Origin of the sequence: Epibacterium sp. Ofav1-8, assembly GCF_022348185.1 — a bacterium.
Classification (GTDB): Bacteria; Pseudomonadota; Alphaproteobacteria; order Rhodobacterales; family Rhodobacteraceae; genus Epibacterium.
Genome location: NZ_JAKRFD010000001.1, coordinates 467,220 through 491,251 on the forward strand (window position 1 = coordinate 467,220; position 24,032 = coordinate 491,251).

27 protein-coding genes and 1 riboswitch are annotated in these 24,032 nt (G+C 63.3%); of the genes, 16 read left to right on the forward strand and 11 right to left on the reverse strand.

Translation table 11 applies throughout. The annotated features are described in order from the left end of the window. Window positions 1-48: 48 nt before the first annotated feature. Genes MHM97_RS02275 through MHM97_RS02305 form a run of 7 tightly spaced genes read right to left on the reverse strand, consistent with a single transcriptional unit; the run spans window position 49 to window position 5,617 of the window. On the reverse strand, window positions 49-741 hold the full coding sequence (locus MHM97_RS02275; protein ID WP_239319034.1) for an NnrU family protein: 693 nt from the start codon (window positions 739-741) through the stop codon (window positions 49-51). After that, complete coding sequence (locus MHM97_RS02280) at window positions 738-956, reverse strand: NnrT protein (protein ID WP_239319035.1); 219 nt, start codon at window positions 954-956, stop codon at window positions 738-740. The genes MHM97_RS02275 and MHM97_RS02280 overlap by 4 nt, the downstream gene beginning before the upstream one ends. Beyond that, on the reverse strand, window positions 953-1,126 hold the full coding sequence (locus MHM97_RS02285; protein ID WP_239319036.1) for a hypothetical protein: 174 nt from the start codon (window positions 1,124-1,126) through the stop codon (window positions 953-955). The genes MHM97_RS02280 and MHM97_RS02285 overlap by 4 nt, the downstream gene beginning before the upstream one ends. 1 nt (window position 1,127) lies before the next feature. After that, window positions 1,128-3,005, reverse strand: a complete 1,878-nt coding sequence (locus MHM97_RS02290; protein ID WP_239319037.1) for a nitric oxide reductase activation protein NorD — start codon at window positions 3,003-3,005, stop codon at window positions 1,128-1,130. Window positions 3,006-3,010: 5 nt separating this feature from the next. Then, window positions 3,011-3,805 carry a CbbQ/NirQ/NorQ/GpvN family protein gene (locus MHM97_RS02295; RefSeq protein WP_239319038.1) on the reverse strand — a complete coding sequence of 265 codons (795 nt, stop codon included), beginning with the start codon at window positions 3,803-3,805 and terminating at the stop codon, window positions 3,011-3,013. Between the two features lie 3 nt (window positions 3,806-3,808). Beyond that, window positions 3,809-5,152: a cbb3-type cytochrome c oxidase subunit I gene (locus tag MHM97_RS02300; protein ID WP_239319039.1), complete on the reverse strand. Its 1,344-nt coding sequence runs from the start codon at window positions 5,150-5,152 to the stop codon at window positions 3,809-3,811. A gap of 12 nt (window positions 5,153-5,164) precedes the next feature. Continuing rightward, window positions 5,165-5,617 (reverse strand): c-type cytochrome, encoded by a 453-nt coding sequence (locus MHM97_RS02305; RefSeq protein WP_239319040.1) that lies wholly within the window; start codon window positions 5,615-5,617, stop codon window positions 5,165-5,167. A gap of 110 nt (window positions 5,618-5,727) precedes the next feature. On the opposite strand from MHM97_RS02305, the gene MHM97_RS02310 reads away from it, so the two are divergent. Further along, window positions 5,728-5,964 carry a DUF1858 domain-containing protein gene (locus MHM97_RS02310; RefSeq protein ID WP_239319042.1) on the forward strand — a complete coding sequence of 79 codons (237 nt, stop codon included), beginning with the start codon at window positions 5,728-5,730 and terminating at the stop codon, window positions 5,962-5,964. Here the strand turns inward: MHM97_RS02310 and MHM97_RS02315 are convergent. Further along, window positions 5,955-6,650, reverse strand: a complete 696-nt coding sequence (locus tag MHM97_RS02315; RefSeq protein ID WP_239319044.1) for a Crp/Fnr family transcriptional regulator — start codon at window positions 6,648-6,650, stop codon at window positions 5,955-5,957. The genes MHM97_RS02310 and MHM97_RS02315 overlap by 10 nt on opposite strands. A gap of 99 nt (window positions 6,651-6,749) precedes the next feature. Between MHM97_RS02315 and MHM97_RS02320 the strand changes: the two genes are divergently transcribed. Together MHM97_RS02320 and MHM97_RS02325 are read left to right on the forward strand one after the other, a co-directional pair. Then, entirely contained in the window at window positions 6,750-7,178 is a 429-nt protein-coding gene (locus tag MHM97_RS02320; RefSeq protein ID WP_239319045.1) for a pseudoazurin, read from the forward strand. Window positions 7,179-7,255: 77 nt separating this feature from the next. Next, complete coding sequence (locus tag MHM97_RS02325; protein ID WP_239319046.1) at window positions 7,256-8,455, forward strand: NnrS family protein; 1,200 nt, start codon at window positions 7,256-7,258, stop codon at window positions 8,453-8,455. A 68-nt stretch (window positions 8,456-8,523) separates the two neighbouring features. Here the strand turns inward: MHM97_RS02325 and hmpA are convergent, their stop codons facing one another. Further along, window positions 8,524-9,705 (reverse strand): NO-inducible flavohemoprotein, encoded by a 1,182-nt coding sequence (gene hmpA, locus MHM97_RS02330; RefSeq protein ID WP_239319048.1) that lies wholly within the window; start codon window positions 9,703-9,705, stop codon window positions 8,524-8,526. 152 nt (window positions 9,706-9,857) lie between these two features. On the opposite strand from hmpA, the gene MHM97_RS02335 reads away from it, so the two are divergent. The 6 genes from MHM97_RS02335 to MHM97_RS02360 all read left to right on the forward strand — a co-directional run bounded on the left by MHM97_RS02335 (window position 9,858) and on the right by MHM97_RS02360 (window position 14,302). Continuing rightward, window positions 9,858-10,283 carry an RrF2 family transcriptional regulator gene (locus tag MHM97_RS02335; RefSeq protein ID WP_239319050.1) on the forward strand — a complete coding sequence of 142 codons (426 nt, stop codon included), beginning with the start codon at window positions 9,858-9,860 and terminating at the stop codon, window positions 10,281-10,283. A 220-nt stretch (window positions 10,284-10,503) separates the two neighbouring features. Next, a riboswitch (cobalamin riboswitch) is annotated at window positions 10,504-10,720 on the forward strand. 129 nt (window positions 10,721-10,849) lie between these two features. Then, window positions 10,850-11,638 (forward strand): DUF4198 domain-containing protein, encoded by a 789-nt coding sequence (locus tag MHM97_RS02340; protein WP_239319051.1) that lies wholly within the window; start codon window positions 10,850-10,852, stop codon window positions 11,636-11,638. 3 nt (window positions 11,639-11,641) lie between these two features. After that, window positions 11,642-12,256, forward strand: coding sequence for a cobalt transporter CbiM (cbiM, locus tag MHM97_RS02345; protein ID WP_239319054.1), 615 nt, complete (start codon window positions 11,642-11,644; stop codon window positions 12,254-12,256). Then, complete coding sequence (locus tag MHM97_RS02350; protein ID WP_239319055.1) at window positions 12,256-12,864, forward strand: cobalt ABC transporter permease; 609 nt, start codon at window positions 12,256-12,258, stop codon at window positions 12,862-12,864. Before cbiM ends, MHM97_RS02350 begins: the two co-directional genes overlap by 1 nt. A gap of 3 nt (window positions 12,865-12,867) precedes the next feature. Then, complete coding sequence (cbiQ, locus tag MHM97_RS02355; protein ID WP_239319056.1) at window positions 12,868-13,662, forward strand: cobalt ECF transporter T component CbiQ; 795 nt, start codon at window positions 12,868-12,870, stop codon at window positions 13,660-13,662. Beyond that, complete coding sequence (locus MHM97_RS02360; protein ID WP_239319057.1) at window positions 13,649-14,302, forward strand: energy-coupling factor ABC transporter ATP-binding protein; 654 nt, start codon at window positions 13,649-13,651, stop codon at window positions 14,300-14,302. The genes cbiQ and MHM97_RS02360 overlap by 14 nt, the downstream gene beginning before the upstream one ends. 45 nt (window positions 14,303-14,347) lie before the next feature. Here the strand turns inward: MHM97_RS02360 and MHM97_RS02365 are convergent, their stop codons facing one another. After that, window positions 14,348-14,869, reverse strand: a complete 522-nt coding sequence (locus MHM97_RS02365; protein WP_239319058.1) for a winged helix DNA-binding protein — start codon at window positions 14,867-14,869, stop codon at window positions 14,348-14,350. A 201-nt stretch (window positions 14,870-15,070) separates the two neighbouring features. Here MHM97_RS02365 and MHM97_RS02370 point away from each other — a divergent pair, with 201 nt between their 5' ends. Genes MHM97_RS02370 through MHM97_RS02395 form a run of 6 tightly spaced genes read left to right on the forward strand, consistent with a single transcriptional unit; the run spans window position 15,071 to window position 20,509 of the window. Next, window positions 15,071-16,042: a TRAP transporter substrate-binding protein gene (locus tag MHM97_RS02370; protein ID WP_239319059.1), complete on the forward strand. Its 972-nt coding sequence runs from the start codon at window positions 15,071-15,073 to the stop codon at window positions 16,040-16,042. Window positions 16,043-16,101: 59 nt separating this feature from the next. After that, window positions 16,102-16,650: a TRAP transporter small permease gene (locus MHM97_RS02375; RefSeq protein WP_239319060.1), complete on the forward strand. Its 549-nt coding sequence runs from the start codon at window positions 16,102-16,104 to the stop codon at window positions 16,648-16,650. Between the two features lie 9 nt (window positions 16,651-16,659). Next, window positions 16,660-17,955, forward strand: a complete 1,296-nt coding sequence (locus MHM97_RS02380; protein WP_239319065.1) for a TRAP transporter large permease — start codon at window positions 16,660-16,662, stop codon at window positions 17,953-17,955. Between the two features lie 5 nt (window positions 17,956-17,960). Beyond that, window positions 17,961-18,713, forward strand: coding sequence for a 5-oxoprolinase subunit B family protein (locus MHM97_RS02385; protein WP_239319067.1), 753 nt, complete (start codon window positions 17,961-17,963; stop codon window positions 18,711-18,713). After that, window positions 18,710-19,726, forward strand: a complete 1,017-nt coding sequence (locus MHM97_RS02390; RefSeq protein WP_239319069.1) for a biotin-dependent carboxyltransferase family protein — start codon at window positions 18,710-18,712, stop codon at window positions 19,724-19,726. Before MHM97_RS02385 ends, MHM97_RS02390 begins: the two co-directional genes overlap by 4 nt. Before the next feature lie 9 nt (window positions 19,727-19,735). Beyond that, entirely contained in the window at window positions 19,736-20,509 is a 774-nt protein-coding gene (locus MHM97_RS02395; protein WP_239319071.1) for a LamB/YcsF family protein, read from the forward strand. Window positions 20,510-20,712: 203 nt separating this feature from the next. On the opposite strand, the gene MHM97_RS02400 is transcribed toward MHM97_RS02395, so the two are convergent. Continuing rightward, the gene (locus MHM97_RS02400; protein ID WP_239319073.1) at window positions 20,713-21,834 is read right to left on the reverse strand and encodes a Gfo/Idh/MocA family protein; all 1,122 of its coding nucleotides are present in this window, start codon (window positions 21,832-21,834) and stop codon (window positions 20,713-20,715) included. A 469-nt stretch (window positions 21,835-22,303) separates the two neighbouring features. Between MHM97_RS02400 and MHM97_RS02405 the strand changes: the two genes are divergently transcribed. After that, a complete protein-coding gene (locus MHM97_RS02405; protein WP_239319075.1) occupies window positions 22,304-23,929 on the forward strand; it encodes a GMC family oxidoreductase in 1,626 nt (541 codons plus the stop codon). Window positions 23,930-24,032: the final 103 nt, after the last annotated feature.

Consider the following 24,032-nt stretch of genomic DNA (forward strand, 5'->3'; position numbering starts at 1 on the left):
ACCCGGTTTGCAGGTTTTTCAGCCGGCAGACTTTGCGCGGGATCAAGTTCAGGTCGAGAAAGCGGGGACACCCGTGAAAACGGCATGCAGATGCAGGGCGGCCAGCCACAGCGCCAACCCGGCCAGCGCCCGCCAGCCGAGGCGCCGGGCATTGCCACGCAGCCATTCAACCGAGGTCAGCGGCCGCAACGAGAACAGCGCCGTTCGGGCAAAGAAAGGCTCGGCATCATGTGCCAAGACGCGCCGCGCGCGGGCGTCAAAGGCCCAGATCGCCAGCAGCGCCATCGCGGCAAAGCTGCCAAAGAGGATCACCATTGCGAGCTCGCCGTTCGGCACCAGATGGGCCCCGGCCCAGAGTGTCAGCGCCAGCAGCAGCGGGTGGCGCGAGACCGCTGCAAAGCCGGGATCGGCGGGGTCGAAGCGGACACCGCGCCGTGCGCCAAGGGTGAACGGTTGGCGCAGTCGAACCCCGCAGCATCCCAGCACCAGCGCCAGCGGCATTGCCAGGTTCGGGACCCAGCGGGACCAGGGCTGTTGCGGCCATACCTCAAGGTAGGGGGCCCGGATGGCTGCGCCAACGACCCCGATTCCGAGCACCAGCGACAGAGCGCCGTAGAGGGCGAAATAGGTGCTGCGCCCGATGCTGGCAATCATCCGGCCGCGCAGATCCGCGATCCGCGGGACAAAATGGCTGCCGGTGAACAGAGCCAGCGCCAGCGTGTATTCGCTCCAGCCCGTCATGACTCGTCGGCCTGTTCCATCAGCCGGGTGATATGGCAGGCGAAACTGTAGGTGGCGGGCAGGCCGATCGCCAGGCCACCGAGGGCGGAGTGCCATGGTGTCAGCACCGGCCAGCCCAGCCAGGAACCGATCAGCGAGGCAAAGAACAGGTTCACCCCCATAGCCCCCGCCGCAAAGGGGTAGAGGCCAAGCAGCAGCGTCCAGGATGGTTTCATTTGCGTTGCACCAGAAACTGTACGGCGGCCAGCGCGATGACGAGTGCGATCGAGCCCACCAGGAACCAGAATTCGGCCGTTTCCGTTTGGGGCTGCGGGATCGGGCGTTCGAAGCCGGTGGCCAGGGCCGGGAGCGGCAGCACGAGCAGCAGGCAGATGAGGCGTATCACATCAGATCTCCATGGTCAGGGTTTGGTAGATATCGGGCAGGACCCGGGGCAGGCGTTCGGGATGGGACAGAAGGGTAAAGCCCGCGCGCCCGAAAATGCGGGCAAACCAGTCCCGCCCGTCTTGATCGACGATCACGCCGTGCACGGCCTGCCCCAGCGCGCGGGCTTCGCGCACAGCCATATGACTGTCTTCGATGCCGTGCTGGCCCTCGTAATGATCCAGGTCATTGGGTTTTCCATCCGTCAGCACCAGGAGCAGGCGGCGCGTGGCGCCTTCTTCGGCCAGGCGGGCGGAGACATGCCGGATCGCGGCGCCGAGGCGCGTGTAGTGCCCGGGGGTCAGCCCGCCGATCCGGGCAGTGACCTCGGTGGTCATCGGGTCCGCAAAGGCTTTGGCGCGATGCAGGAACACCCGGTCCCGGCGCAGCGAGGAAAACCCCCAGATCCCCAACCGGTCGCCTGCCGTATCGATGCCGCTGGCCAGAGCCGAGAGCGACTCGCGTGCGATCTCGATGACGGAGGAGGGTCCCAGGGCGGCCTCCGTGGATCGGGAACAATCCATCAGGATCGCCACCGAAAGGTCACGCGCCATCGGGCGACTGGACTGCCAGATCCGGTCGCTGCCCTCGCGCCCACAGGCGATGTCGACATGCGAGGTGACGGCGGCATCAAGATCCAGATCGCTACCGTCCAACTGGCGCGGCAGCATGACCCGACGTGGCTGCAAGGGCGCGAACTGGCGTTTTACCCGCGCAACCAGTCGCGGGTCCGGCGCATAGGCGGTAGAGGCCGTCGCATCGGCTTCGAGCACGCGCACGTGGTCGGGCATGTAGGCTCCGGTCCGGCGGTTCCATTCCGGATAGGTGAACCGCCCCGCCAGCTGTTCGTGTTCCGCGTCTTGCGGCGACAGGTCCAACGACAGGCGAAGCCGCGTGGCTGCACGGCGGACGGTCTGTGACAGTGTCAGGTGATCCTGGTCTTCGGCGGCCTTGGCGGCATTGTCCGGGTCATCATCGTCCACCATCCGGTTGATGTTCAGGCTTTCGGCCCAGGACATGATGGTCTCGAAGCGATGGATGATGAAGCTGTCATTGCGATTGGCCTGTTCGCGGTCCTCGCGACAGGCGTCCTTGCGGGTCGCAACCGCCATGGCGGGCGCGGCGGTCTCCGCCGGCGCGCTGTCTGGCTTGCCGGCGGGGGTACCATGCCGCAGCCGGAGCCAGATCGGCACCGGGGCATAGCTGCGATATCCGCGCGGCGCGGGACAATCGAGGCAGGGATCGATCTTTGAAATCCCGGACAGTTGGTCCAGAATCAGCCGTTCCAGCCCCGCCTCGCAGCGCGGGAGGGGCGGACGTGTGCGCTGAGCCACGACATGCCGGCACATGGCGGCATAAGGCTGGCGCAGACCGGGGCAGGCGGCGAAGGCGGCGTCGGAGGCGCGGGCGAGTTCTGTCAGCTCGGCGCGGTCCGTCGCAAGCGGATCGGTCAGCGGAGGCGGGATCTCGACATGGGCCGCAAGCGCCGCCAGCCAGAGATAGCAGGCCCGGTTCAGGTCCCGGGTGGGGAAGCTGTCGATGACGGGGGGCAGACGCAGACGGTCGCCGTCATAGTCGGCGACATGTGCCCGCTCCTGCGGGGTGGCGATACGACGGATCAGATCCGGCCGGTGATCGCAGGTGATCAACGGCGCGGCGCAGACTTCGGTGCCTGCCGCGCCGCCGAGTGCACGAAACAGCGTGGCTGCCGAGCGCTGCACGTCCTCAAGCCGCACGGCGTGGGTGCCGTCGTACCCGGACCGCCCCCAGCCGGTCGCCATGTCATGCCAGAGGTTGCCAACGGTCTCTTCGGGTTCCATGAGGTCGAGAACATGCAGCATCGTCGTCACCCGTAGAGCACCGCGACGAGGTCGCGCAGCGCCTGTTGCGTGTCCGGGTCGTCGCTGAGCGGCGCGATGATCGCGGTCTCCAGCGCACGGTTCACCGCCATGCCGTCGGCAATCATCGTGGCCGCGTAGATCAACAGACGGGTGGACACGCCTTCTTCGAGATCCATACCCGAGAGGCTGCGAATTTTTCCCGCCAGGCGCACCAATGTGGCTGCGCGCGCTTCGTCCAGCCCGCTTTCACGCATGACCACCGGCTGTTCCACCTCGGGGGCGGGAAACTCAAAACCGATGGACACAAAGCGCTGGCGGGTCGACGGTTTCAGCTTCTTGAGGATGTTCTGGTAGCCCGGGTTGTAGCTCGCCACGAGCATGAAGGGCTTTGGCGCCTCAAGCTCTTCGCCGGTCCGGTCGATGACCAGTCTGCGCCGGTCATCCGTCAGCGGGTGCAAGACCACGGTCACGTCCTTGCGGGCTTCCACCACCTCGTCGAGGTAGCAGATGCCGCCGTCGCGAACCGCGCGGGTCAACGGGCCGTCGGTCCAGACGGTTTCCCCGCCCTTGAGCAGGTAGCGCCCGATCAGATCGGCCGCGCTCAGGTCGTCATGGCAGGCGACGGTGTGCAGGGGCAGGCCCAATCGTGCTGCCATATGTTCCACGAACCGGGTCTTGCCGCAGCCGGTGGGCCCCTTCAGAAGCAGGGGCAGACCCTTGGCATGGGCGGTTTCGAACACCGCGCATTCATCGGATTGCGCGTGATAGAAGGGCAGGTCGGGGTGAAACAGGTCTTTCATGGATCACTCTCCAGCAACGGCTACAGGGCCGGGTTTCACGATCTCGCGGCGCACCACGAGCATGGAGTAGATGAACAGGATGGCACCGAGGACCACGGCCACGCCCGAGCCGAAGCGCATCATGTAGAACAGCCCAAGCTGATCCTGCACATCCATGTAGTAGTCGCCGACGATGCGCTGCATATGCGTCTGGATGGTGCCGGCGAAGGTCAGCGTGAAGGTCATGAAGGACATGCCGCCGGTCATCAGCCAGAACGATGCCATGTTGAGCACCTGGTTGTAGGGATCGCTCCCCTTGAGGTGGGGCATGGCGTAGCTGAACATGGCGAGGTTCAGGGCCACATAGGCACCGTAAAAGGCCAGGTGGCCATGTGCGGCGGTGATCTGGGTGCCGTGGGTGTAGAAGTTCACCCCGTGAAGCGTGTGCAGGAACCCCCAGACGCCCGCGCCAAAGAAGGCGACGGTAGAAGAGCCCAGAGACCACAGGAGCGCAGCCTTGTTGGGGTGGTTCTTGCGGCCTTTCCAGACCATGACGAAGGCGAAGGACATCATGGCGAAGAAGGGGACCACCTCGAAGGTCGAGAAGATCGAACCGATCCACTGCCAATAGCCGGGGGTGCCGATCCAGTAGAAATGGTGCCCGGTGCCGAGGATGCCGGAAAACAGCGCGGTGGCGACGATGACATAGAGCCATTTCTCGATCACCTCACGGTCCACGCCGGTGAGCTTCAGCATCAGGAAGCCGAGGATCGCGGCCATGACCAGTTCCCAGGTTGCTTCGACCCAGAGGTGCACAACCATCCACCAGTACATCTTGTCGAGGCTGAGGTTGTCGGGGTTGATGAAGGCAAAGACCCACAACAGGCACAAGAGCCACAGCCCCATCATCAGGATATTTGTGATCGCCGTCTTGCGGCCGGCGAGAAAGGTCAGCGAGACGTTCACGAGGAAGATCACGGCGGCCACGAGGATGCCGACCTTAACCCAGAGCGGCTGCTCCAGGAACTCACGTCCGCCATGGATCCCGACGAGGTAGGAGCCGACCGCGCCGAGGGTCCCGACCACGAGGATCGCCAGCTGGATATAGGCCAGCTTTACCGAAAAGATCTCGCGCTCGGATTCCTCCGGCACCAGATAATAAGCCGCCCCGAAGAACCCGAGCAGCAGCCAGACGATCAAGGCATTGGTGTGGATCATCCGGATGATGTTGAAGGGCAGCAGCTCTGACAGGGTGTTGGGTGCGACATAGATCCAGCCGGCCAGCAACCCGCCCAGCACCTGAATGGCAAACAGGCCCATGGCAACGAGAAAATAGGCGTAAGCCACTTTTTGCGATTGATATTTCATGATTGATCTCCCTCAGCCGGCGTCGTTTGGCGGCCAGTTCTGGGTGTCGGTCTGATCGGCCCAGCGGAGGAATTCCGCCAGGGCGCGCATTTCCTCTTCGGTGATGTCGAAATGGGGCATCTGACGGCGCCCCTCGATGCCCGATGGTTGCGCCTCCATCCAGCCATCCAGGATTTCATAGGCCAGTTCGGGGTCCTCCAGAGCGCCCCAGCGGGTCATCACGTTGCCCAGCTCCGGCGCGAAATAGGCGCCTTCGCCGTGCAGCGTGTGACAGTTGATGCAGGAATGACGTTCCCAGATGTGTTTGCCATGGCGCACCTCATCGGTCAGAGGCATGCCGGCTGTGGCGGTTTGGGTAATATGACGGTGGCTTTGCGCCGTCAGGGCTACGAACACGACCACGAAGAAAATGGATCCCCCGTAGAACACGTTCCTGGCCCGCGATTTGGTGAGCAATTCTGACATGTCGCGGTCCCGACGATTGGTTTCGGATAGGCCATGCCTATCGCGATGCGGCGGGCCGCTTTTTGTGCAAACGCAAAGAAGACGGCGAAAGATGCGGGCAACATGTGGCTATGAAAAGACCACCAACGGCCCTGCCAGACCTGGATGACCCCGACGTGACGCTGTCAGATCTGTTTCGGATCTGTCCGGCGACCGCGGCGGCGTTCCTGCGCCGGGGCATGCTCTGTCCGGGGTGCCCGATCACACCCTTTCACACCATCACGGAGGCCTGTCAGGCGTATGATCTCGATGAGGCCGCCTTCAGGGCGGAGGTGAGCGGTCTCGCCCGGGCTGCAAGTCAGCTCTGAATGCCGCTCAGCAGGACCAGCGCATACGGGTCCGTGACCACGATATGCTTGCGCCGCGAGGAGACCACGCCGTCTCGTTCCCAGGCCGACAGCAGCCGGCTGACGGTGTGCAGGGTGGTCCCCGTCATGTCCGAAATGTTCTGCCGAGTAACCGGAAAGGCGATCTCGATGCCGGCGTCGGACTTGCGCCCGCTCTGATTGACCATGCGCAGCAGGGCGCTGGCCACACGTTTCTCGACCGCCTGCGTCGCCATCTCGGTCAGGGTTTCCTGGATCTGACCAAGCCGCCGGCCGAGGGTCTTGTAGCTTTCCGTTGCGAAGCCCTCGTAGGTGGCGCTGAACTCCGGCCACAGGTTGACGGGCCAGGACAGGGCAATGGATTCGGCGGCTGTGACGGCACTGGCGGGGTAGGTGTCCCGCTGGAGCGCCGGCGCAATGCCGAACAACTGCCCCGGAGAAATATGCAGGACGATGACCTGATCGCCATCCGGTGTCGAACGCACCACCCGCAGAAACCCGTCGAGCAACAGGAAGAACCGGTCCGCCTCCTGACCTTCGCTGAAAATGGTCGCGCCTTCGTCGTATCGGCGCGACGTTGCATGATCCAGGATCTCGCGGATTTGCGCCCGGCTCAGACGCGAGAAGGGCGGCATTCCGATCAGAAGGCTTTCGTCGAGTTTGGACATGGTTTCAGCTCGGAAGTTTGATGCAAAGCAACGTTTCGTATCCAGCGTTAACGCATACCCGTCGCAGAATATGCAACCGGAAACGAGAAGGACATTCCGATGCTCACAAAACTTACCATGACAGCAGCGCTTGTTCTGGCCGCCGGATCGGTCACTGCAGAGACGATCGAGGTCAAGATGCTCAACAAGGGTGAGGCCGGGGCGATGGTCTTTGAACCGGCCTTTGTCAGGGCACAGCCCGGGGACGTGGTGAAATTCCTGCCCACCGACAAGGGACACAATGTCGAGGATATCAAGGGCATGCTGCCCGAGGGGGTGTCTCCCTTCAAGTCGAAGTTCAATGTCGAATACGAGCTCCCCGTCGAACAGGAAGGTCTCTATGGCATCAAATGCACGCCGCACTATGGCATGGGCATGGTCGCGCTGATCCAGGTCGGCGAGGCGGTGAACCTGGAGACGGCCACGGGGGTCAAGCAACGCGGCAAGGCCAAGACACGGATGGCCGATCTCATTGCACAGGTTGAATGACGCGCTGCCCCTGCGTTGTTCGACCCTACCGGGCGGTGCCACTGGCGCCGCCCGCCTGACGTGAAAGAGAGGTTCCCATGTCCACGCGTGACCCATTTACCGGACCGGCCCTGTTTTCCTACGGCTTTCGGCCCTTCTTCCTGTCCGCATCGCTGTTTGGAATTGTCGTGATCCCTTTGTGGTGGTTGATCTGGCGCGGCGCGGTTGTATTGAGCAGCCCGCTCGGGGCGGTGGATTGGCATGTCCACGAAATGGTCTTCGGCTACGGCGCGGCGGTGGTGGCCGGGTTTCTCTTTACCGCGGTGCCAAACTGGACCGGTCGGCTGCCGACACGCGGCTGGCCGCTGGTGCTGCTGGTGGCGATCTGGATCGCGGGGCGCTGCGCGATGGCGGGGCTGACGGCCCTTGGCCCCTTGGCCGTGATGCTGGTCGATCAGCTCTTTCTCCTGGCGGTGGTGCTGATGATTACGCGCGAAATCGTGGCAGGGCGAAACTGGCGCAACCTGAAGGTGCTGGTTCCGGTGACGCTGCTGTGGGTCGCCAATGTGGGCTTTCACCTCGAAGCTTGGGCGCAGGGCAGTGCGGACCACGGGCGTCGACTGGGGATTGCGCTGCTGGTCTTTCTGATCCTCCTGATCGGCGGGCGCATCATCCCGAGCTTTACCCGCAACTGGTTGGTTCAGCGTGGTGAGACACGCCTGCCGGCGCCGTTTGGGGCATTTGATGGCCTGTGTCTTGTCGTTGCGGCTGTTGCGTTGGCCTGTTGGGTTGCCGCCCCCGCAGATCCGCTGTTCGCGGGTCTGAGCCTGCTCGCCGCAGCGCTGCATATGTGGCGTTTGTTGCGTTGGTGTGGCGCCCGATCCTGGCGTTCGCCGCTGCTGGTGATGCTGCATCTGTCCTACCTCATGGCCCCGCTGGGGTTTGCGTTGTTCGCCGGTTCCGCGCTGGGCGTCACCGGGGCGGACAGTGGCGCGCATGTGCTTGGAATTGGTGCAATCGGGGGGATGACAGTCGCCGTCATGATGCGGGCCACCATGGGCCATACGGGACGTCCCTTGGTGGCTGGCCCGGTTCTGACCCTCGCGTTTCTCGGAATCCTTGTGGCCACGCTGATGCGGGGGCTGGGGTATGGCTTCGAAGTGTTCTCGCTGACCGGCATCGACCTGTCGGCAATTCTGTGGACCGGATCCCTCGCAGTGCTGACATGGCGGATCGGACCTTGGCTTGCAGCGCCCCGGGTCGCGCAAAAACGCCCAACCGGAGCACCGGCGCGGTAGCAGGGTGCACCGCTTCAGGGAGTGGGGGATACCCAGCCGTCGCGGTTGGGTATCTCCTTGCCGTGTGGTCAGCCGATCTGCGCCGCGGCGGGGCCAAAGAACTCGTAGTGGATACGGGAACTTGGAACATTTGCCGCCTTGAGCCCGTCGACCATCGCCTGCATGAAGCCCGCCGGACCGCAGATGAAATAGTCGGCGGCTGCGGGATCGCTGATCTCGATCAGCCATTTCGGGTCGATCCGACCGCGCCGAATACCACTGTGCAGGTCCTGCTCCGACGCGACATCGTAGAACACGTAGCTTTCGGTTGCCCGGTTCCGGAGCGTCTCGCGCATCGCATGGTGCCGGTCATCCCGTGTGGCATGTACGGAAATCATCCGGAGATCTTCCCGGCCATAGCTTTCGAGCATCGCGACCATCGGTGTAAGGCCGACCCCGCCGGAGAGCAGCACAACCTCACGCTTGTGCGCCGGGTCCAGAAAGAACTCTCCGGACGGTGCGGCTACGTCGACCTCGGTTCCGATCTCGGCACTCTGGTGCAACCAGTTGGAAATGCGCCCGTTTGGCTCGCGTTTTACGGTGATCCGATAGCTCTTGCCGTCGGGAGCCGAAGAAATCGAATAGTTCCGCCGGCACTCTTCGCCGGGGGCAGGCACAAAGCGAAAGCTGAGATACTGACCCGGGCGATGCCGAATGACGGGGCCATTGTCCACGGGGCGCAGAACAAAGGACATGATGTCTTCTGCCTCACGGGTCCTGGAGGCAACCTGAAAGCGCCGCCAGCCGCGCCAGCCCCCGGTCTGGGTCTCGGCGTCGGTATAAAGCTGTTCCTCGCGCGCAATCAGCGTATCGGCAAGCACCCAGTAGGCCTCTCCCCAGGCGGCGAGGACCTCTGGCGTTGCGGCGTCCTTGAGCACTTCGGAGACGGCACCGAGCAACGCGTCTGCAACATGAGGGTAATGCTCGGGCAGAATTTGCAGACCGGCGTGTTTCTGGGCGATCCGCTCGATGGCGTCGCACAGAACGTCGGGGGTGCGGATATGTGTGGCGTAGGCGACCAGCGCCCCGGCCAGTGCCTTGTGCTGCGGCGAGTCCCCTTGCTGGTGGGACATATTGAACAACGCCCGAATACTGGGTTCCGCCAGCAGCCTGCGATACATGCAGGGCACGATTTCGTCGATATGCGCCGCGACGACCGGGGCGGTCGCATCGATGATCCTGAGCGTGTTTTCGGTGAGAGGCGTGGCCATTTCTATTCTCCTGCCTTAAAGATGCCAATGATCGGAACCTATAAAGCGGATAGAAAAGATGCCATACGTAGGTATGTTTTTAGTTTGCGACATTCTGTCCCGGATACCAGCCCATTGCCCGAGGCGCTTGCGGGGCGCGGAAAGGAACACATATGCGATTGAATGACACCACTGACGTGGCGATGCGCATCATGATCTATGCAACCTCCATCGGCCCCCGCCTGTTCACGATCGATCAGGTGGTCGAGGTCTACGGCCTGCCGCGCAGCACGGTGATGAAGGTGGTCAACGCGCTCACCAAGGGGCAGTTTCTGATCGCTCAGCGCGGGCGGGCAGGGGGGCTGCGGCTTGCACGTGACGCCGACGCGATCCGGTTGGGCGATCTGGTGCGTCACATGGAAACGGATTTTGATCTTGTTGAATGCATGCGTCCGACCAACCGCTGTACCATTTCGGGTTGCTGCAAGCTGATCTCCCCATTGGCGGAGGCCCGATCCGCATTCCTCGCGACGCTGGACCAGTACACGGTGCGTGATATTGCGCTGGCACCTGCGGAGTTTGGTATCGCCGGATCCTGATCCTCGCGCGATGAAAGCCGGCGCGCAACGGGCGCAGGTCTGCGTAAGGGCGCCATGTGCAGTGGCCTTGAGGCGACGGGCGACAGTGCTCTGTAGGAGGAACTTGCAAAGACTTGCACTCTCAAGGAGAGCAGACAGCCCCGTTCCCATTCATTACCTTGAGGCGGACGTGCCAGGCGCGCGGGCGCTATATGCAATTGACAAGATCTCTTGCGGTTTCCATAAGAATGGCGTGAACGGTTCCACGGCGGGCGACATCTCGCGGTGGGAGTAAAAGGGAACACGGTGCGGCGTACCCAAAAGGGACCAAATCCGTGGCTGCCCCCGCAACTGTAAGCGGGACGTGCGACCGATAATGCCACTGGGATCTGTCCTGGGAAGGCCGGTTTGCATCATGCCCCGCGAGCCAGGAGACCTGCCGCGCACATGGGTCGGGAGACCGATCCGTCTTGAAGCGGACGCCGGGGTGCGCGTCAGGCTCGGCTGGTCGTGCCCGATCAATCCCGTGTCTCACATCCCGTCTGTCCTTTCACCCGTGGGTTTCCCACCTGTTTGAGAGGCATGACATGACCAAGAAACTGTTTTCCGCCGCGGCGCTGGCCGCGCTCCTGCCGCTTGCCGCACAGGCCCATTTTGTGCTGCCCTACGCAGATCGGACCCAGATCGAACGCCCCGGCGATGTGCCGCTCGCGGTGGTCTTCTGGCATCCGTTCGAGAACGGCCACGTGATGGACATGGACACGCCCGAGGCGTTCTACATGATCCACAATGGCGAAAAAACCGACCTGGCGGATCGCCTTGAGGCAGCCCCTTTCAAAGGCGCAGAGAACGAAGGCGCGGCCTTCAGGGCCTCGCTGCCGGTGAAACGCTCCGGCGACTATGTGCTGGTGACCGAACCCGTGCCCTACTACGAAGAGAGCGAGGATATCTATATCCAGCAGCTGACCAAGGTGGTGTTCAACCGCAATGAGCTGCCCACCGACTGGATGACCCCCGTTGGCCTCGCGACCGAGATCGTGCCGCTGGTCAAACCCTACAACGTCGTTGCGGGATCGAGTTTCACCGGCCAGGTGCTGCGCGAGGGGGAACCTGCCGCCGGTGTCGAGATCGAGATTGAATATGTCGCCGCCGTGCCGGACATCGAGGGCTTTTCCACGACAGAACCAACCGTCGGCACCATGCCGGGGGGGGCCATCGTCGCGATCTCCGACGAGAACGGCTATTTCACCTTTGGTGTTCCCAAAGCAGGCTGGTGGGGCTTTGCCGCTCTGGGATCGGGCCCGGTGACGGAACATGAGGGCAAGGAACTGAGCCAGGACGCCGTGTTCTGGATCCGCGCCTACGATATGGAGTGATCGATGCACATCGTTGACGGAGCCCTGTCAAATCCGGTTGTCATCGGCGGCGCGGTTCTCGCGGCAGGCGGCATTGCGCTGGGGTTGAAGCAAATGACGCTGGAGCGCATTCCCGCCACCGGCATGCTGTCTGCCTGCTTCTTTGTCGCCTCGCTGATCCATGTGCCGATCGGCCCGTCATCGGTGCATTTGATCCTCAATGGTCTGGCCGGGATGATCCTCGGCTGGGCCGCGTTCCCGGCCTTGTTTGTGGGCCTGCTGCTTCAGGCCGTGTTCTTTGGATTTGGCGGTCTCACGGTGCTGGGAATAAACACGCTCAATATCGCGGGTCCAGCGGTCCTGGCCTGGCTGTTGTTCGGGCGTATGGTTGAACGCGGCACCCCCAAGAGCGGAGCGGTTTGGGCGGGGATCGGCGGCGCCTTTGCCGTTGCCGCCACCACGATTTTTGTCGCGCTGTCCCTGGCATTGACCGGCGACGCCTTCTTGCCGGCGGCAAAGCTGGTCTTCTTTGCGCATCTGCCGATCATGGTCATCGAGGGGCTGCTCACCGGGGCCGCCGTTTACCTGGTCAGCAAGATACGCCCTGACCTGTTCACCACAGTCACCGGGCAAGCATGATGCGTTACAGACTTCTACTCATTTTCATCCTTGCGCTGACGCCGGTTCCGGTGCTCGCGCACAAGGTGATCTTTTCGGTCTTCAAATCCGGCGATGTCATTGAGGGAGAGCTCGGTTTTTCGAACGGTGACATGGCTGTGGGGCAGGTGATCGAGGTCTTTGACACGACCGGGGCCAAGCTGGGCGACGCGGTCACCGACGAAGACGGGTTCTTTGTCTATGCGCCCACTGAGCCGGTCACCCATGTGTTCAAGGCCGACATGGGCGCCGGGCATGTCGGCGAGGTTCAGATGGCGGCCTCGGATGTGGCCGCGCTTCTCGGTGTTGCCCCGCAGGACAGCGGCGCGTCTTCGGGGGCGGCGGCACCTACGGTCGCAAGCGCGCCACAGGCAGAGGAACCGGCAGCGGTGACCATCGCGGCCCTGACAGAGGACGAGCGCGCCGCCATTGCCAAGGCCGTGCGCGATGAAATGCGCCCGCTGCGCCGGGAGATTGCCGCCTACCGCGAGAAAAATGACTTTCAAACGATCCTTGGTGGTATCGGGTATATCTTTGGCCTGTTCGGGTTGGGGTTCTACCTTGCCGCACGGCGCCGGTTGGCGACCTGAGCGATGGGTCACCGGCTGACCTCTGGCGAAAAGACCCTGCGGACGACGGGGGGGAGCTTTGCCGCGTCTGGCCTCATGGACCTGGACCCACGGGTGCGGATCGTGGTGGCTGTGGTGTTTGCCGTGGTGGTGGTGGCGCTCTCCGAACTTGCCGCGCTGGTCTGCGCGGTGGCGATGTCGGCGCTGTTGTTGCCGCTGTCGGGACTGCCGGTGCGGCGCACTCTCAAGCGGATGGCAGGGATGGACGGGTTCATCCTGTTCATGCTGGTGTTGCTGCCCTTCACGGTGCCGGGGACGCCGATGTTCACCCTGTTTGGCATGGTGGCATCGTGGCAAGGGCTTTGGCAGGCGGTGGAGATCGCGCTGACCGCCAATGCAGTCATATTGGCGCTGATGTGTCTGGCCGGCTCGATGGAGCCGGTGACACTGGGGCATGGGCTGTTGGCGCTGCGGGTGCCCGAGCGCCTGGTGCAATTGCTGATGTTCACCATCCGCTACATCGAAACCCTGCGCGAAGAATACAATCGCCTGCGCGCCGCGATGAAAATGCGCGGATTTCGCCCGGGCACGAACTGGCACACCTACCGCAGCTTCGGATACCTGGTGGGGATGATGCTGGTACGGGCGCTGGAGCGCTCTGAACGTGTGCTGGGCGCGATGAAATGCCGTGGCTTCACCGGGCGGTTCGTCCTGCTGCAAGACTTTCGCACAACCCGTCAGGACTGGCTCTTTGTAGCAGCAATGGTCGCGGGTGTGCTGGTGCTGATCGGAATCGAGGTTCGACATGCCTTTGCTTGAACTCAACGACGTGTCTTTCACCTACCCCGGGCAGCCCCCGGTTCTGAAGGACGTGTCCCTGTCGCTTGATCCCGGCGAACGGCTGTCGATCATCGGGCCGAATGGTGCGGGGAAATCGACCTTGCTCAAACTCATTGTGGGCTTGCTGTCGCCGGGGAAGGGCGAGGTCATCGCCTTTGGGCAGGCCCGCAGGCAGGAAAGCGAATTTCAGGATGTGCGCCGCCGCGTCGGCTATGTGTTTCAGGATCCCGACGATCAGCTGTTCTGCCCGACCGTGGCCGAAGACATCGCCTTTGGTCCCTTGAACCTGGGCAAGAGCCGTGACGAAGCGCTGGAGATCGTCGATCAGGTGCTGGCGCAGATCGGGCTGAGCCACCTGCGGGACCGGATCACCCACCGGCTGTCGGGTGGGGAGAAGCGTCTGATCACGCTGGCGACGGTGCTGGCGATGGAGCCGGAGGTGTTGTTGCTGGATGAGCCGACCAACGCGCTGGATGTCGAAAACGAGGCGCGGTTGGTGGAGATCCTCAAAAGCCTGCCGCAAGCCTGCCTGCTGGTCAGCCATGATGCCGAATTTCGGGCCGAGATCGCGCCAACGGGGCTCGAACTGACCGGTGGCCGCTTGCATCGCGTTGGCTGACCGGCTGGCACCACAACGCAGGGGAGGCCGCCGGAGGCAAAACGGCTAGAGCGAGGCCGCGGCCCGGCTGGCCTGATCGTACTGGCCCGACAGGGCGCGCAGGCTTCGGGCAAGGTCGCGCAATTCGCTGCCCGAGAGTTCTGCCCCCGCCAGCCCGTCCAGCAGGCATTGCCGCCGGACGTCGCGGTAGGTGTCGCACAGGGCCGCGCCTTCGGTGGAGGTGCGATAGAACACTTCCTTGCCGCGCTTCTCGGACGTCAGAAACCCCGCCTTCAGCAATTTGCGCAGGCCGTAATTCACCGTGTGGCTGTCCTCGATATTGAGGAGGAAACAGATGTCGGACAGGCGCTTGTCCTTGCCGCGGTGGTTCACATTGTGAAGGATCAGGATGTCCAGCGGGCTGAGGTCCGCCTGACCGGCGGCGGCCATGCAGCGGGTCATCCAGCGCGAAAAGGCGTTGTAGGCAACGATCATGCCGAATTCCAGCTCGGACAGTTCCCATCCTTCTCCTTCGGCGAGGTGGCGTGAGGACACGATTCGGCGCCCGTCCTGAGTGTTGCTGGTCACGGTGGCCCCTTCCAAATGCACAAAACGTCAGCGTTTCGCTGGCGTCTTTGTATAAAACTACATCATTCCAATGAGATCAAGCAGCCCGAGAGGCAAAAACAGAGCCCAGGTTGACGCCTCAATGCGATTACACTTGCGAAACGTTGACAAAATGCAAACGTAATGCCATCAATAATTCAATAATCGCATTGGGAGGACAACATGCAGATCACTCGTATTCTTGGCGGCGCTCTTGCGGCTTTTGCTGGCGCTGCAATTTCGGCTCAGGCCGCCACATGGGACATGCCGACACCCTATCCGGATGCCACGTTCCACACCGTCAACATCACGGAATTCGCCAGCGATGTCGCAGAGGCGACGGACGGCGAACTGGAAATCAAGGTCCATTCGGCGGGCTCGCTCTTCAAGCATCCCGAAATCAGCAAGGCCGTGCGCAGCGGCCAGGTCCCGATCGGGGAATTCTTCCTGTCCCTGCTGGCCAATGACAACCCTGCCTTTGGGGCGGACTCGCTGCCGTTCCTGGCCACCAGCTATGAAGAGGCAGAGCGCCTCTGGGCGGCGCAGAAGGATGTCATCGATGAGCTGCTGGATGAGCAGGGGCTGATGGCGCTTTACGCGGTGCCGTGGCCGCCGCAAGGGCTGTACACCACCAAGGAAATCACCAGTGTCGAGGATCTCGCGGGGCTGAAGTTCCGCACCTACAATGCGACGCTTGAACAATTTGCCAACCTCGCGGGCGCCGCCCCGACACAGGTGGAAGTGCCCGATATTCCGCAGGCCTTCAGCACCGGACGTGTCGAGGCGATGATCACGTCGCCTTCGACCGGCGTGAACTCCAAGGCCTGGGACTTCCTGACCCATTACACCGACATTCAGGCGTGGATTCCGAAGAATATCGTGGTGGTCAACAAACGGGCCTTCCGCCGTCTCGATGAAGATACCCGCACAGCCGTCCTGGACGCGGCAGCGGCGGCCGAGGCCCGCGGCTGGGAGATGAGCCAGGCCGAAACGGCAGAGAAAGTGGCCGTCCTGAAGGAAAACGGCATCACCGTCTCCGCCCCGTCCGACGCTCTGATCGAGGGGCTGCGCGGCATTGGTGAGGAAATGCTGGAAAGCTGGAAAGCCGACGCTGGTGAGGCGGGCGCCTCGCTTCTGAACGCCTACCGGCAATAAACCAACGATCTGCGGGCGTGCACAAGGCGCGCCCGCAGGCAGGACAGGGGGAGGGCACCATGCGGCCTGTGCTTGATTTGATTTATCGTGCGGCGGGGGGGCTGGCAGCTTTCTTCATCGTTGCCATCGTGGCGCTGGTTTTTGCGCAGGTGATCCTGAACCTCGCGGACAAGGTGTCTGCGGCGATCTGGGGTGTCGGAGTGGGGCTCACCATTCCCTCCTATTCGGATTTCACCGGTTTTTTCCTCGCAGCATCGAGTTTTCTGGCGCTGGCCTATGCTTTGCGCGCAGGAGGCCACATCCGGGTGACCTTGCTGACCAACACCTTGTCGCCGCGCCTGCGTCGGCTGTTTGAAATCGTGGTGATTGGCCTTGCCCTTGTAATGAGCGGCTATGCCACCTGGTACATGGGGTTGCTGCTGCTGGAATCGCTGGAATTCGGTGATCGCAGCGCTGGCATGGTCTCGGTCCCGTTGTGGTTGCCGCAGAGCCCGGTCGCACTGGGTCTTGCCATCCTCACGCTGGCGCTGGCCGACGAATTGGTCTGCGTCCTGCGCGGTGCTTTTCCCTCCTGGGAGGGAAAAGGCGAAAATCTCTTGGGCGAATAGGGGGTTCCGATGTCGATCACCGCGCTTTCCATCATTCTGCTATTGCTGCTGTTCCTGTTTCTCGGCTCCGGTCTCTGGGTGGCCTTTTCGCTCCTGGGCGTCGGTATCGCCGCCATGGCCCTGTTCACCGAAGCCCCGCTGGGGCTGGTGATGGCCACGACAATGTGGGGGCACAGCAATTCCTGGGCCCTGGCCGCGTTGCCGCTGTTTATCTGGATGGGGGAAATCCTGTTCCGATCCCGTCTGTCCGAGGACATGTTCACCGGCCTGTCACCGTGGATGAACCGCTTGCCCGGGCAGCTGTTGCATGTGAACGTCTTTGCCTGCGGGATCTTCGCGGCGGTGTCCGGATCCTCGGCAGCAACCGCGGCCACCATCGGCAAACTGTCGATCCCGGAGCTGTCTCGTCGGGGCTATCCGGAGAAACTGGTCATTGGCACGCTTGCAGGCTCCGCCACGCTGGGTCTGCTGATCCCGCCGTCGATCATCCTGATCGTCTATGGCGTTGCCACTGAACAGTCGATCGCCCGGCTGTTTGTGGCAGGTGTCCTGCCGGGGGTTCTGCTGGTGGGCCTGTTTGTCGGCTATGTGGTGATCTGGGCATTGCTGAACCGCGACCAGCTGCCGATCGAAGACATGCGGACCAGCCTGACCGAGCGGCTGATGCGCGCCCGCCGCCTGCTGCCTGTGCTCTTGCTGATCGGTGGCGTGATCGGGTCGATCTATGCGGGGATCGCATCCCCCACCGATGCCGCGGCTGTAGGCGTGGTGCTGGCGCTGGGCCTGTCCTGGGTGTCGGGCTCGCTGAACCGGGAAAGCTTCGTTTCCGGGTTGATGGGGGCGACGGTGACCTCCTGCATGATCGCCTTCATCCTGGCGGGCGCCTCGTTCCTGACCGTGGCCATGGGGTTCACCGGCATTCCGCGCAGCCTCGCTGAATGGATCGGCGCACAGGGGCTGTCGACCTTCACGCTGCTGGCGGCCCTCACCGTATTCTTCATCATCATGGGCTGCTTCCTGGATGGGATTTCGGTGGTGGTGCTCACCGCCTCCGTGATCATGCCGATGGTTCTGGAAGCCGGTATTGATCCGCTATGGTTCGGGATCTTCCTGGTGATCGTGGTGGAGATGTCGCAGATCACGCCGCCGGTGGGCTTCAACCTGTTTGTCCTGCAATCGCTGACCGGGCGCGACATCCTGACCGTGGCGCGGGCGGCGCTGCCGTTCTTCTTCCTGATGATCCTCGCACTGGTGTTGATCGTGGTGTTCCCATCCATCGTCACCTACCTGCCGGAGCAGATGTGACCCGGATGGCAGAGACAGGCAGCGATATGCAGGAGCGCTTTCCCAAGATCAGGACCGTTGGCGTCGATGGCATGCTGGTCAGTTTTGGCGCGCGTCTGAACGAGGCAGCCAATCGCGCGGCGCTGGCATTCCGCGCGGGCCTGGCCACCGAAAGCTGGGAGGGGATCGAGGAGGTCTCGACCTCGCTGGTGTCGACCTATCTGCGTTTCGACACGGTCCACCTCGATCACGCCGCATTGCGCCGCCGGCTGGAGCAGCTGTTGCGGACGCGGGACTGGTATGCCGCAGATCTGCCGGGCAAGCGGCGCTTGTGGCGTATTCCCGCGGTTTTTGGCACCGAGCTTGCGCCGCAATTGCCACAGGCTGCGGCGGCGGCGGGTCTCAGCGAGGAGGAGGCGGTTGCCTCCCTCACCGGGGCGCGGGTCCGAGTGCAGACCATCGGTTTTGCGCCGGGACAGCCCTATCTTGGCGAGCTGCCCGAAGCCTGGGACATCCCGCGCCAAAGCCAGCTGACCTCGCGCATTCCCGAAGGGGCGCTGGCGGTTGCCATCCGGCAGCTGGTTCTGTTCTCGGTGTCGACACCAACCGGCTGGATGCATGTGGGACAGACGGCGGTCCGGTTGTTTCGACCAGAGGCGGACGAGCCGTTCCTGTTGCGCCCCGGCGATGAGGTCCAGTTCGCGGCGATCGAGGCCGAGCAGCTAGAGGCCCTGCGCCGCGACCCCTTGGGCGGCGCCAGTGCGGAGGCTTTGGAATGAGCCGGACACTCACCATCCTGCAAGCCGGGCCCGGGATGACGGTACAGGATGCGGGCCGCTCGGGTTGGCTCGAATACGGTTTGTCCCGTGGCGGCGCCATGGACCGTCTGGCGTTGGCAGAGGGCGCGGCGCTGCTTGGACAATCGGCGGAGTGTGCGGCGCTGGAAATGGCTGCAATGGGGGGCGAGTTCGAGGCGCAGGAGGATCTGCGGATCGCCCTGACCGGAGCCCCGATGCGGGCATCCATCGATGGCACTGCGGTGGCGTGGAACGCCAGTCACCTGTTGCCCGCCGGGGCGCGCCTTAGCATCGGGGCGGCCACCTCGGGCAGCTACGGATATCTGCATGTCGGCGGCGGGATTGCGTCGACGCCCCGTCTCGGGGCGGGATCGGCCCATCTGAGTGCCGGTATCGGTGCCCTGCTGGCCGCGGGCGATGTCCTGAACATCGGGCCGGACGAGGGGACGCACACCGGGTTTGGATTGCCGCGCCCGGATCGCTTTGACGGCGGTTCTGTCCGTGTGGTGCCTAGCCTGCAAACCGAACTTTTCCCGGCGGCGGAGTTGGCGCGCTTCGAGGCGACTGCGTTTCGCCGCAGTGCCCGGGGCAATCGGATGGGCGTGCCGCTGGAGTGCGAGGGCCGGGGCATTGAGCTGGAGGGAGGGCGCACCGTGCTCTCCGAGGTGATCGTGCCCGGAGACATCCAGATCACCGGCGACGGCACGCCGTTTGTGCTGATGGCCGAGTGTCAGACGACCGGCGGCTATCCGCGGATCGGAACGGTTCTGCCCTGTGACTTGCCGGTGCTGGCCCAGGCCGCCGCCGGAGCGCCGCTGCGGTTTCAGTTCGTGTCTCTGGAGGAGGCGCTGACCGCCGAGCGCGAGGACGCGGAACGTCGCGCGGGGCTTGCGCGCCAGCGGTTTCCTCTGATCCGTGACCCGAGGACTATGCCGGATCTGCTATCATACCAACTGATCAGCGGCGCGATCGCCGGTGACGAAGACGTGCTGTAAGGAGCTGACATGACACGAACCGTCGATTTGAACGCGGATATGGGCGAAAGCTTCGGAGCCTGGACACTGGGGGACGATGCGGCACTGCTGGACATTGTCACATCGGCCAATATCGCTTGTGGTTTCCATGCCGGTGACTGGGACGTGATGGCGGCGACGATGCAACGCGCGACCGCCAAGGGCACCGGGATCGGCGCGCATCCCGGCTTTGCGGATCTGCACGGTTTTGGGCGTCAACGCATGCAGGTGCCATTTCCGTCGCTGGCCAATATGGTGCGCTACCAGCTCGGGGCGGCCCAGGGCATGGCGCGCGCCGCCGGTGGCGAGGTGCGCCACCTGAAGCTGCACGGTGCGCTGGCCAATATGGCCTCTGAGAACATCGAGATGGCGCGCTGTTGCTACGAGGCCGCATTGTCGGTTGCGCCCGACATCATCATCATGGTGCTGGCAGGCACCGCCCAGCAGAAAGCGGTCGAGGATCTTGGCTGTGCGGCGGCCTGCGAGATCTTTGCCGATCGGGCCTACAATGATGATGCAACCCTGGTCGACCGCAGCCAGCCCGGCGCCGTGATCCATGATCCCGCCCGCGCCGGTCAGCGCATGGTCGATATGGTCCGCGAGGGGGCCATCATCACCGAGAGCGGCAAGCGCATCGAGACTCGGATTGACACGATCTGCCTGCATGGTGACACGCCCACCGCTGTCTCGATTGCGGCTGCGGTGCGTCAGGCGTTGCAGGAAGATGGTGTTGAGTTGCGCCAATTTGACGGTGCCGTGCTCTAGGCGCTGCGGCGGCATTCGCCGACCATCGAACTGAGGGCACTGCGGAAAACGCGCATTCCTGCTAATAGGCGGGGCGCAATGCCCTCAAGAGGGGGGCAGTTGCCCCCTCAGTACACTGCGCTCCCTGCCGTGCGACTCTGAGCGACCGGGTGGCGTGAAATCACCCGTAGTGGCCACCCGCCCTGTCTTTGGTCGGGCAAGCGTCAGCTGGCCTCGGGATGCGCCACCCATCTGCCCCCAGCGCGGGAGCTTTCAAGGCAGGCGGCGATAAACCACATCCCATCCAATCCATCCTGCAGACCGGGCAAGAGGGCACCGGTATCGCGGCCGGAGATCAGCTCGGCGGCGTCGCCGTAGAGGGTGGCAAACCCTTCGAGATAGCCCTCCGGATGACCCGGTGGGACGCGCGTGGCTTCGGTGGCCTCGCCCGCACCCCGTGTGAGCAGCTGCGGCGCGTCGCCAAAGCGGGTGAACCACATCCGGTTGGGATCCTCTTGCGCCCATTCCAGCCCGCCCTTGTCGCCGTACAGGCGCAAGCGCAAGCCGTTCTCGTTGCCGATCGCCACCTGGCTGGCCCAGATAGTGCCGCGAGCGCCCCCTTGCAGGCGCAACAGGATGTGGGCGTTGTCATCCACGGCCCGGTCAGCGACGAAACTGTGCAACTCTGCCAGAAGCGCCTGTGATTTCAACCCGGTCACAAAGGACATGAGGTTATAGGCATGGGTGCCGATGTCGCCGATCGAACCTGCGCCTGCACGGGTGGGGTCGGTGCGCCAGTCGGCCTGCTTGGTCTGCGTGTCTTCGGCCAGCCAGTCCTGGGCATATTCGACCTGAACCACCCTGAGCGTCCCGAGGTCGCCCCGGGCAACCATGCGACGCGCGAGGCGGATCAACGGGTAGCCGGTATAATTATGGGTCAGGATGAAATGCGCATCCGATGCCCGTGCGGCCTGGCTCAGGGCCTCTGCCTGCGCCTGTGTTGCGGCGAGGGGCTTGTCGCAAATCACGTGAATACCCGCGTCAAGAAAGGCGATCGCAGGCGCTGTATGCAGGTGGTTGGGCGTGACGATCGCGACTGCGTCGATCCCATCCGCGCGGGCGGCTTCGGCGCGGGCCATCTCCTCGAAAGAGGTATAGCTGCGTTCGCCCGCGATCCCGAGCTCTGCCGCGGACGCGGCCGCGCGGCTGGCGTCGGAAGACAAGGCCCCCGCCACCAGATCCCATTTGCCATCAATCCGGGCCGCGATACGGTGCACACCGCCGATAAAGGCGCCTTGACCGCCGCCCACCATGCCAAGTTTCAGTCGTTTTTCAGGTTTGGTCATCGGCCAAGCGTCCTCCTCAGTGTTGTCGCGTTCCGGCAAAGCCCTCGACTTGCGTATATCCGAGTGCGCCCAGATGTGTGAAAATGTCGACCCGCCCGTTGCGCCGCAGCCAAAGGAAAGGCCCTTGGGGGCAGGCCCGCACCAACTTGCCCAATCTTGGATGGGGGGGCGATGGAAATGTTTAAGTCGGCACCTAAGCAGAGAATAACGCCTGTGTAAACGTTTGCATCTCGCGTCAGGGACGCGACGCCGCGCGCTCCGCGTATCGGCAGTACGCGACATCCGGGGCGCTACATTGGGGGCTTCATCGACAACAGGGCGCGCCCTCTTGCAGAGAGCGCCGTGCTCGCGCACTACTTGAACAGAGCCCATCCTGGGCCGCGTGCGGGACATGCCCGTGCCGGTCTGCACAAGCGGTCCCGCAGTCGTGCCCCACGCGGCACGTTGGTTTTGCAAAGGTCAGATGAATATGCCGCAGTCTTCCTCGTCGCATGATACCTACGACTATATCATTGTCGGGGGCGGCACCGCGGGCTGCGTCTTGGCAAACCGGCTGAGTGCTGACCCGAAGAGGCGGGTGCTGCTTCTTGAGGCGGGCAAGAACGACGCCTATCACTGGGTGCATATTCCGGTGGGGTATCTCTACTGTATCGGCAACCCCCGCACGGACTGGATGATGAAGACAGCCCGGGAACCGGGGCTCAATGGACGCAGCCTTACCTATCCGCGGGGCAAATTGCTGGGGGGATGCAGTTCGGTCAACGGCATGATCTACATGCGCGGGCAGGCGGCTGACTATGACCTGTGGCGACAGCTTGGCAATCCCGGCTGGGGCTGGGAGGACGTGTTGCCCTATTTTCTGAAATCCGAGGATCATCACGCGGGCGACAGCGATATGCATCGCGCTGGCGGCGAGTGGAAGGTCGCGCGCCAGCGTCTGAAATGGGACATCCTCGACGCGGTGCAGCGCGGCGCCGCTGAATTTGGCATCCTGCCGCGCGCGGATTTCAACGATGGAAACAACGAAGGGTCGGGGTTCTTCGAAGTGAACCAGCACAACGGGGTGCGCTGGAACACGGCCAAGGCGTTCCTGCGCCCTGCGATGAAACGTCCGAACCTGCATGTCGTGACCGAAGCACATGCCGCACGGCTGGTTCTGGAGGGCCGTCGTGTCACGGGCGTGATCTACCAGCGGCGGGGGCAGACCCATCACGCCGCTGCGCGGGCCGAGGTGCTGCTGGCCGCAGGCGCAATCAATTCGCCCAAACTGCTGGAGTTGTCGGGGATCGGCTGTCCGGACGTGCTGGCGAACCAGGGCCTCTCTGTCGCGCATGCCTTGCCCGGGGTGGGCAAGAATTTACAGGATCACTTGCAGATCCGCACGGTCTACAAGGTGGAGAATGCCCAAACCCTGAATACGATGGCGAACAGTTTCTTTGGTAAGGCCCGGATCGCCTTGCAATACGGCCTGACCCGCAGTGGACCAATGTCCATGGCGCCGAGCCAGTTCGGCATGTTCACCAAATCCCGCCCGGATATTGAGACCCCGGATCTGGAGTATCATGTGCAGCCTCTGTCAACCGACAAGCTGGGGGATCCTTTGCACCCGTTCCCTGCGATCACGGTTTCGGTGTGCAATCTGCGGCCGGAAAGCGTTGGATCAACCCACATCCAGAGCACCGATCTGTCACAACAGCCGGAAATCCGCCTGAACTACCTGTCGGCCGAAAGCGATCGGGCGGTTGCGCTGGCTTCGATCAAACAGGTGCGAAACATCATGACGGCGCAGGCGCTCTCCGGCTACGCGCCGCAGGAAATCCTGCCCGGGTCGCATTGCCATAGCACCGCGGATATCCTGAGTGCCGTCGGCGACATCGCGACAACCATCTTTCACCCGGTTGGCACCTGCAAGATGGGCACCGATCCGGGGGCGGTGGTGGATCCGGAACTCCGGGTCCATGGGCTGCACGGCCTTCGTGTGGTGGATGCATCGATCATGCCGCGTATTGTCTCTGGCAATACCGCGTCGCCGGTTGTCATGATTGCCGAGAAGGCCGCAGATCTGATTGCGGCGGACGCCAAGCTGCGGGTTTGACAGTCTCTGATTGGCTGACTACTGTCCCGCCGTGCGGTTCAAGCTGCATCCGGACCCGCGGGAAGGGCAGAGCCCACTTGACGCGAAACGCCCATGTTTCATG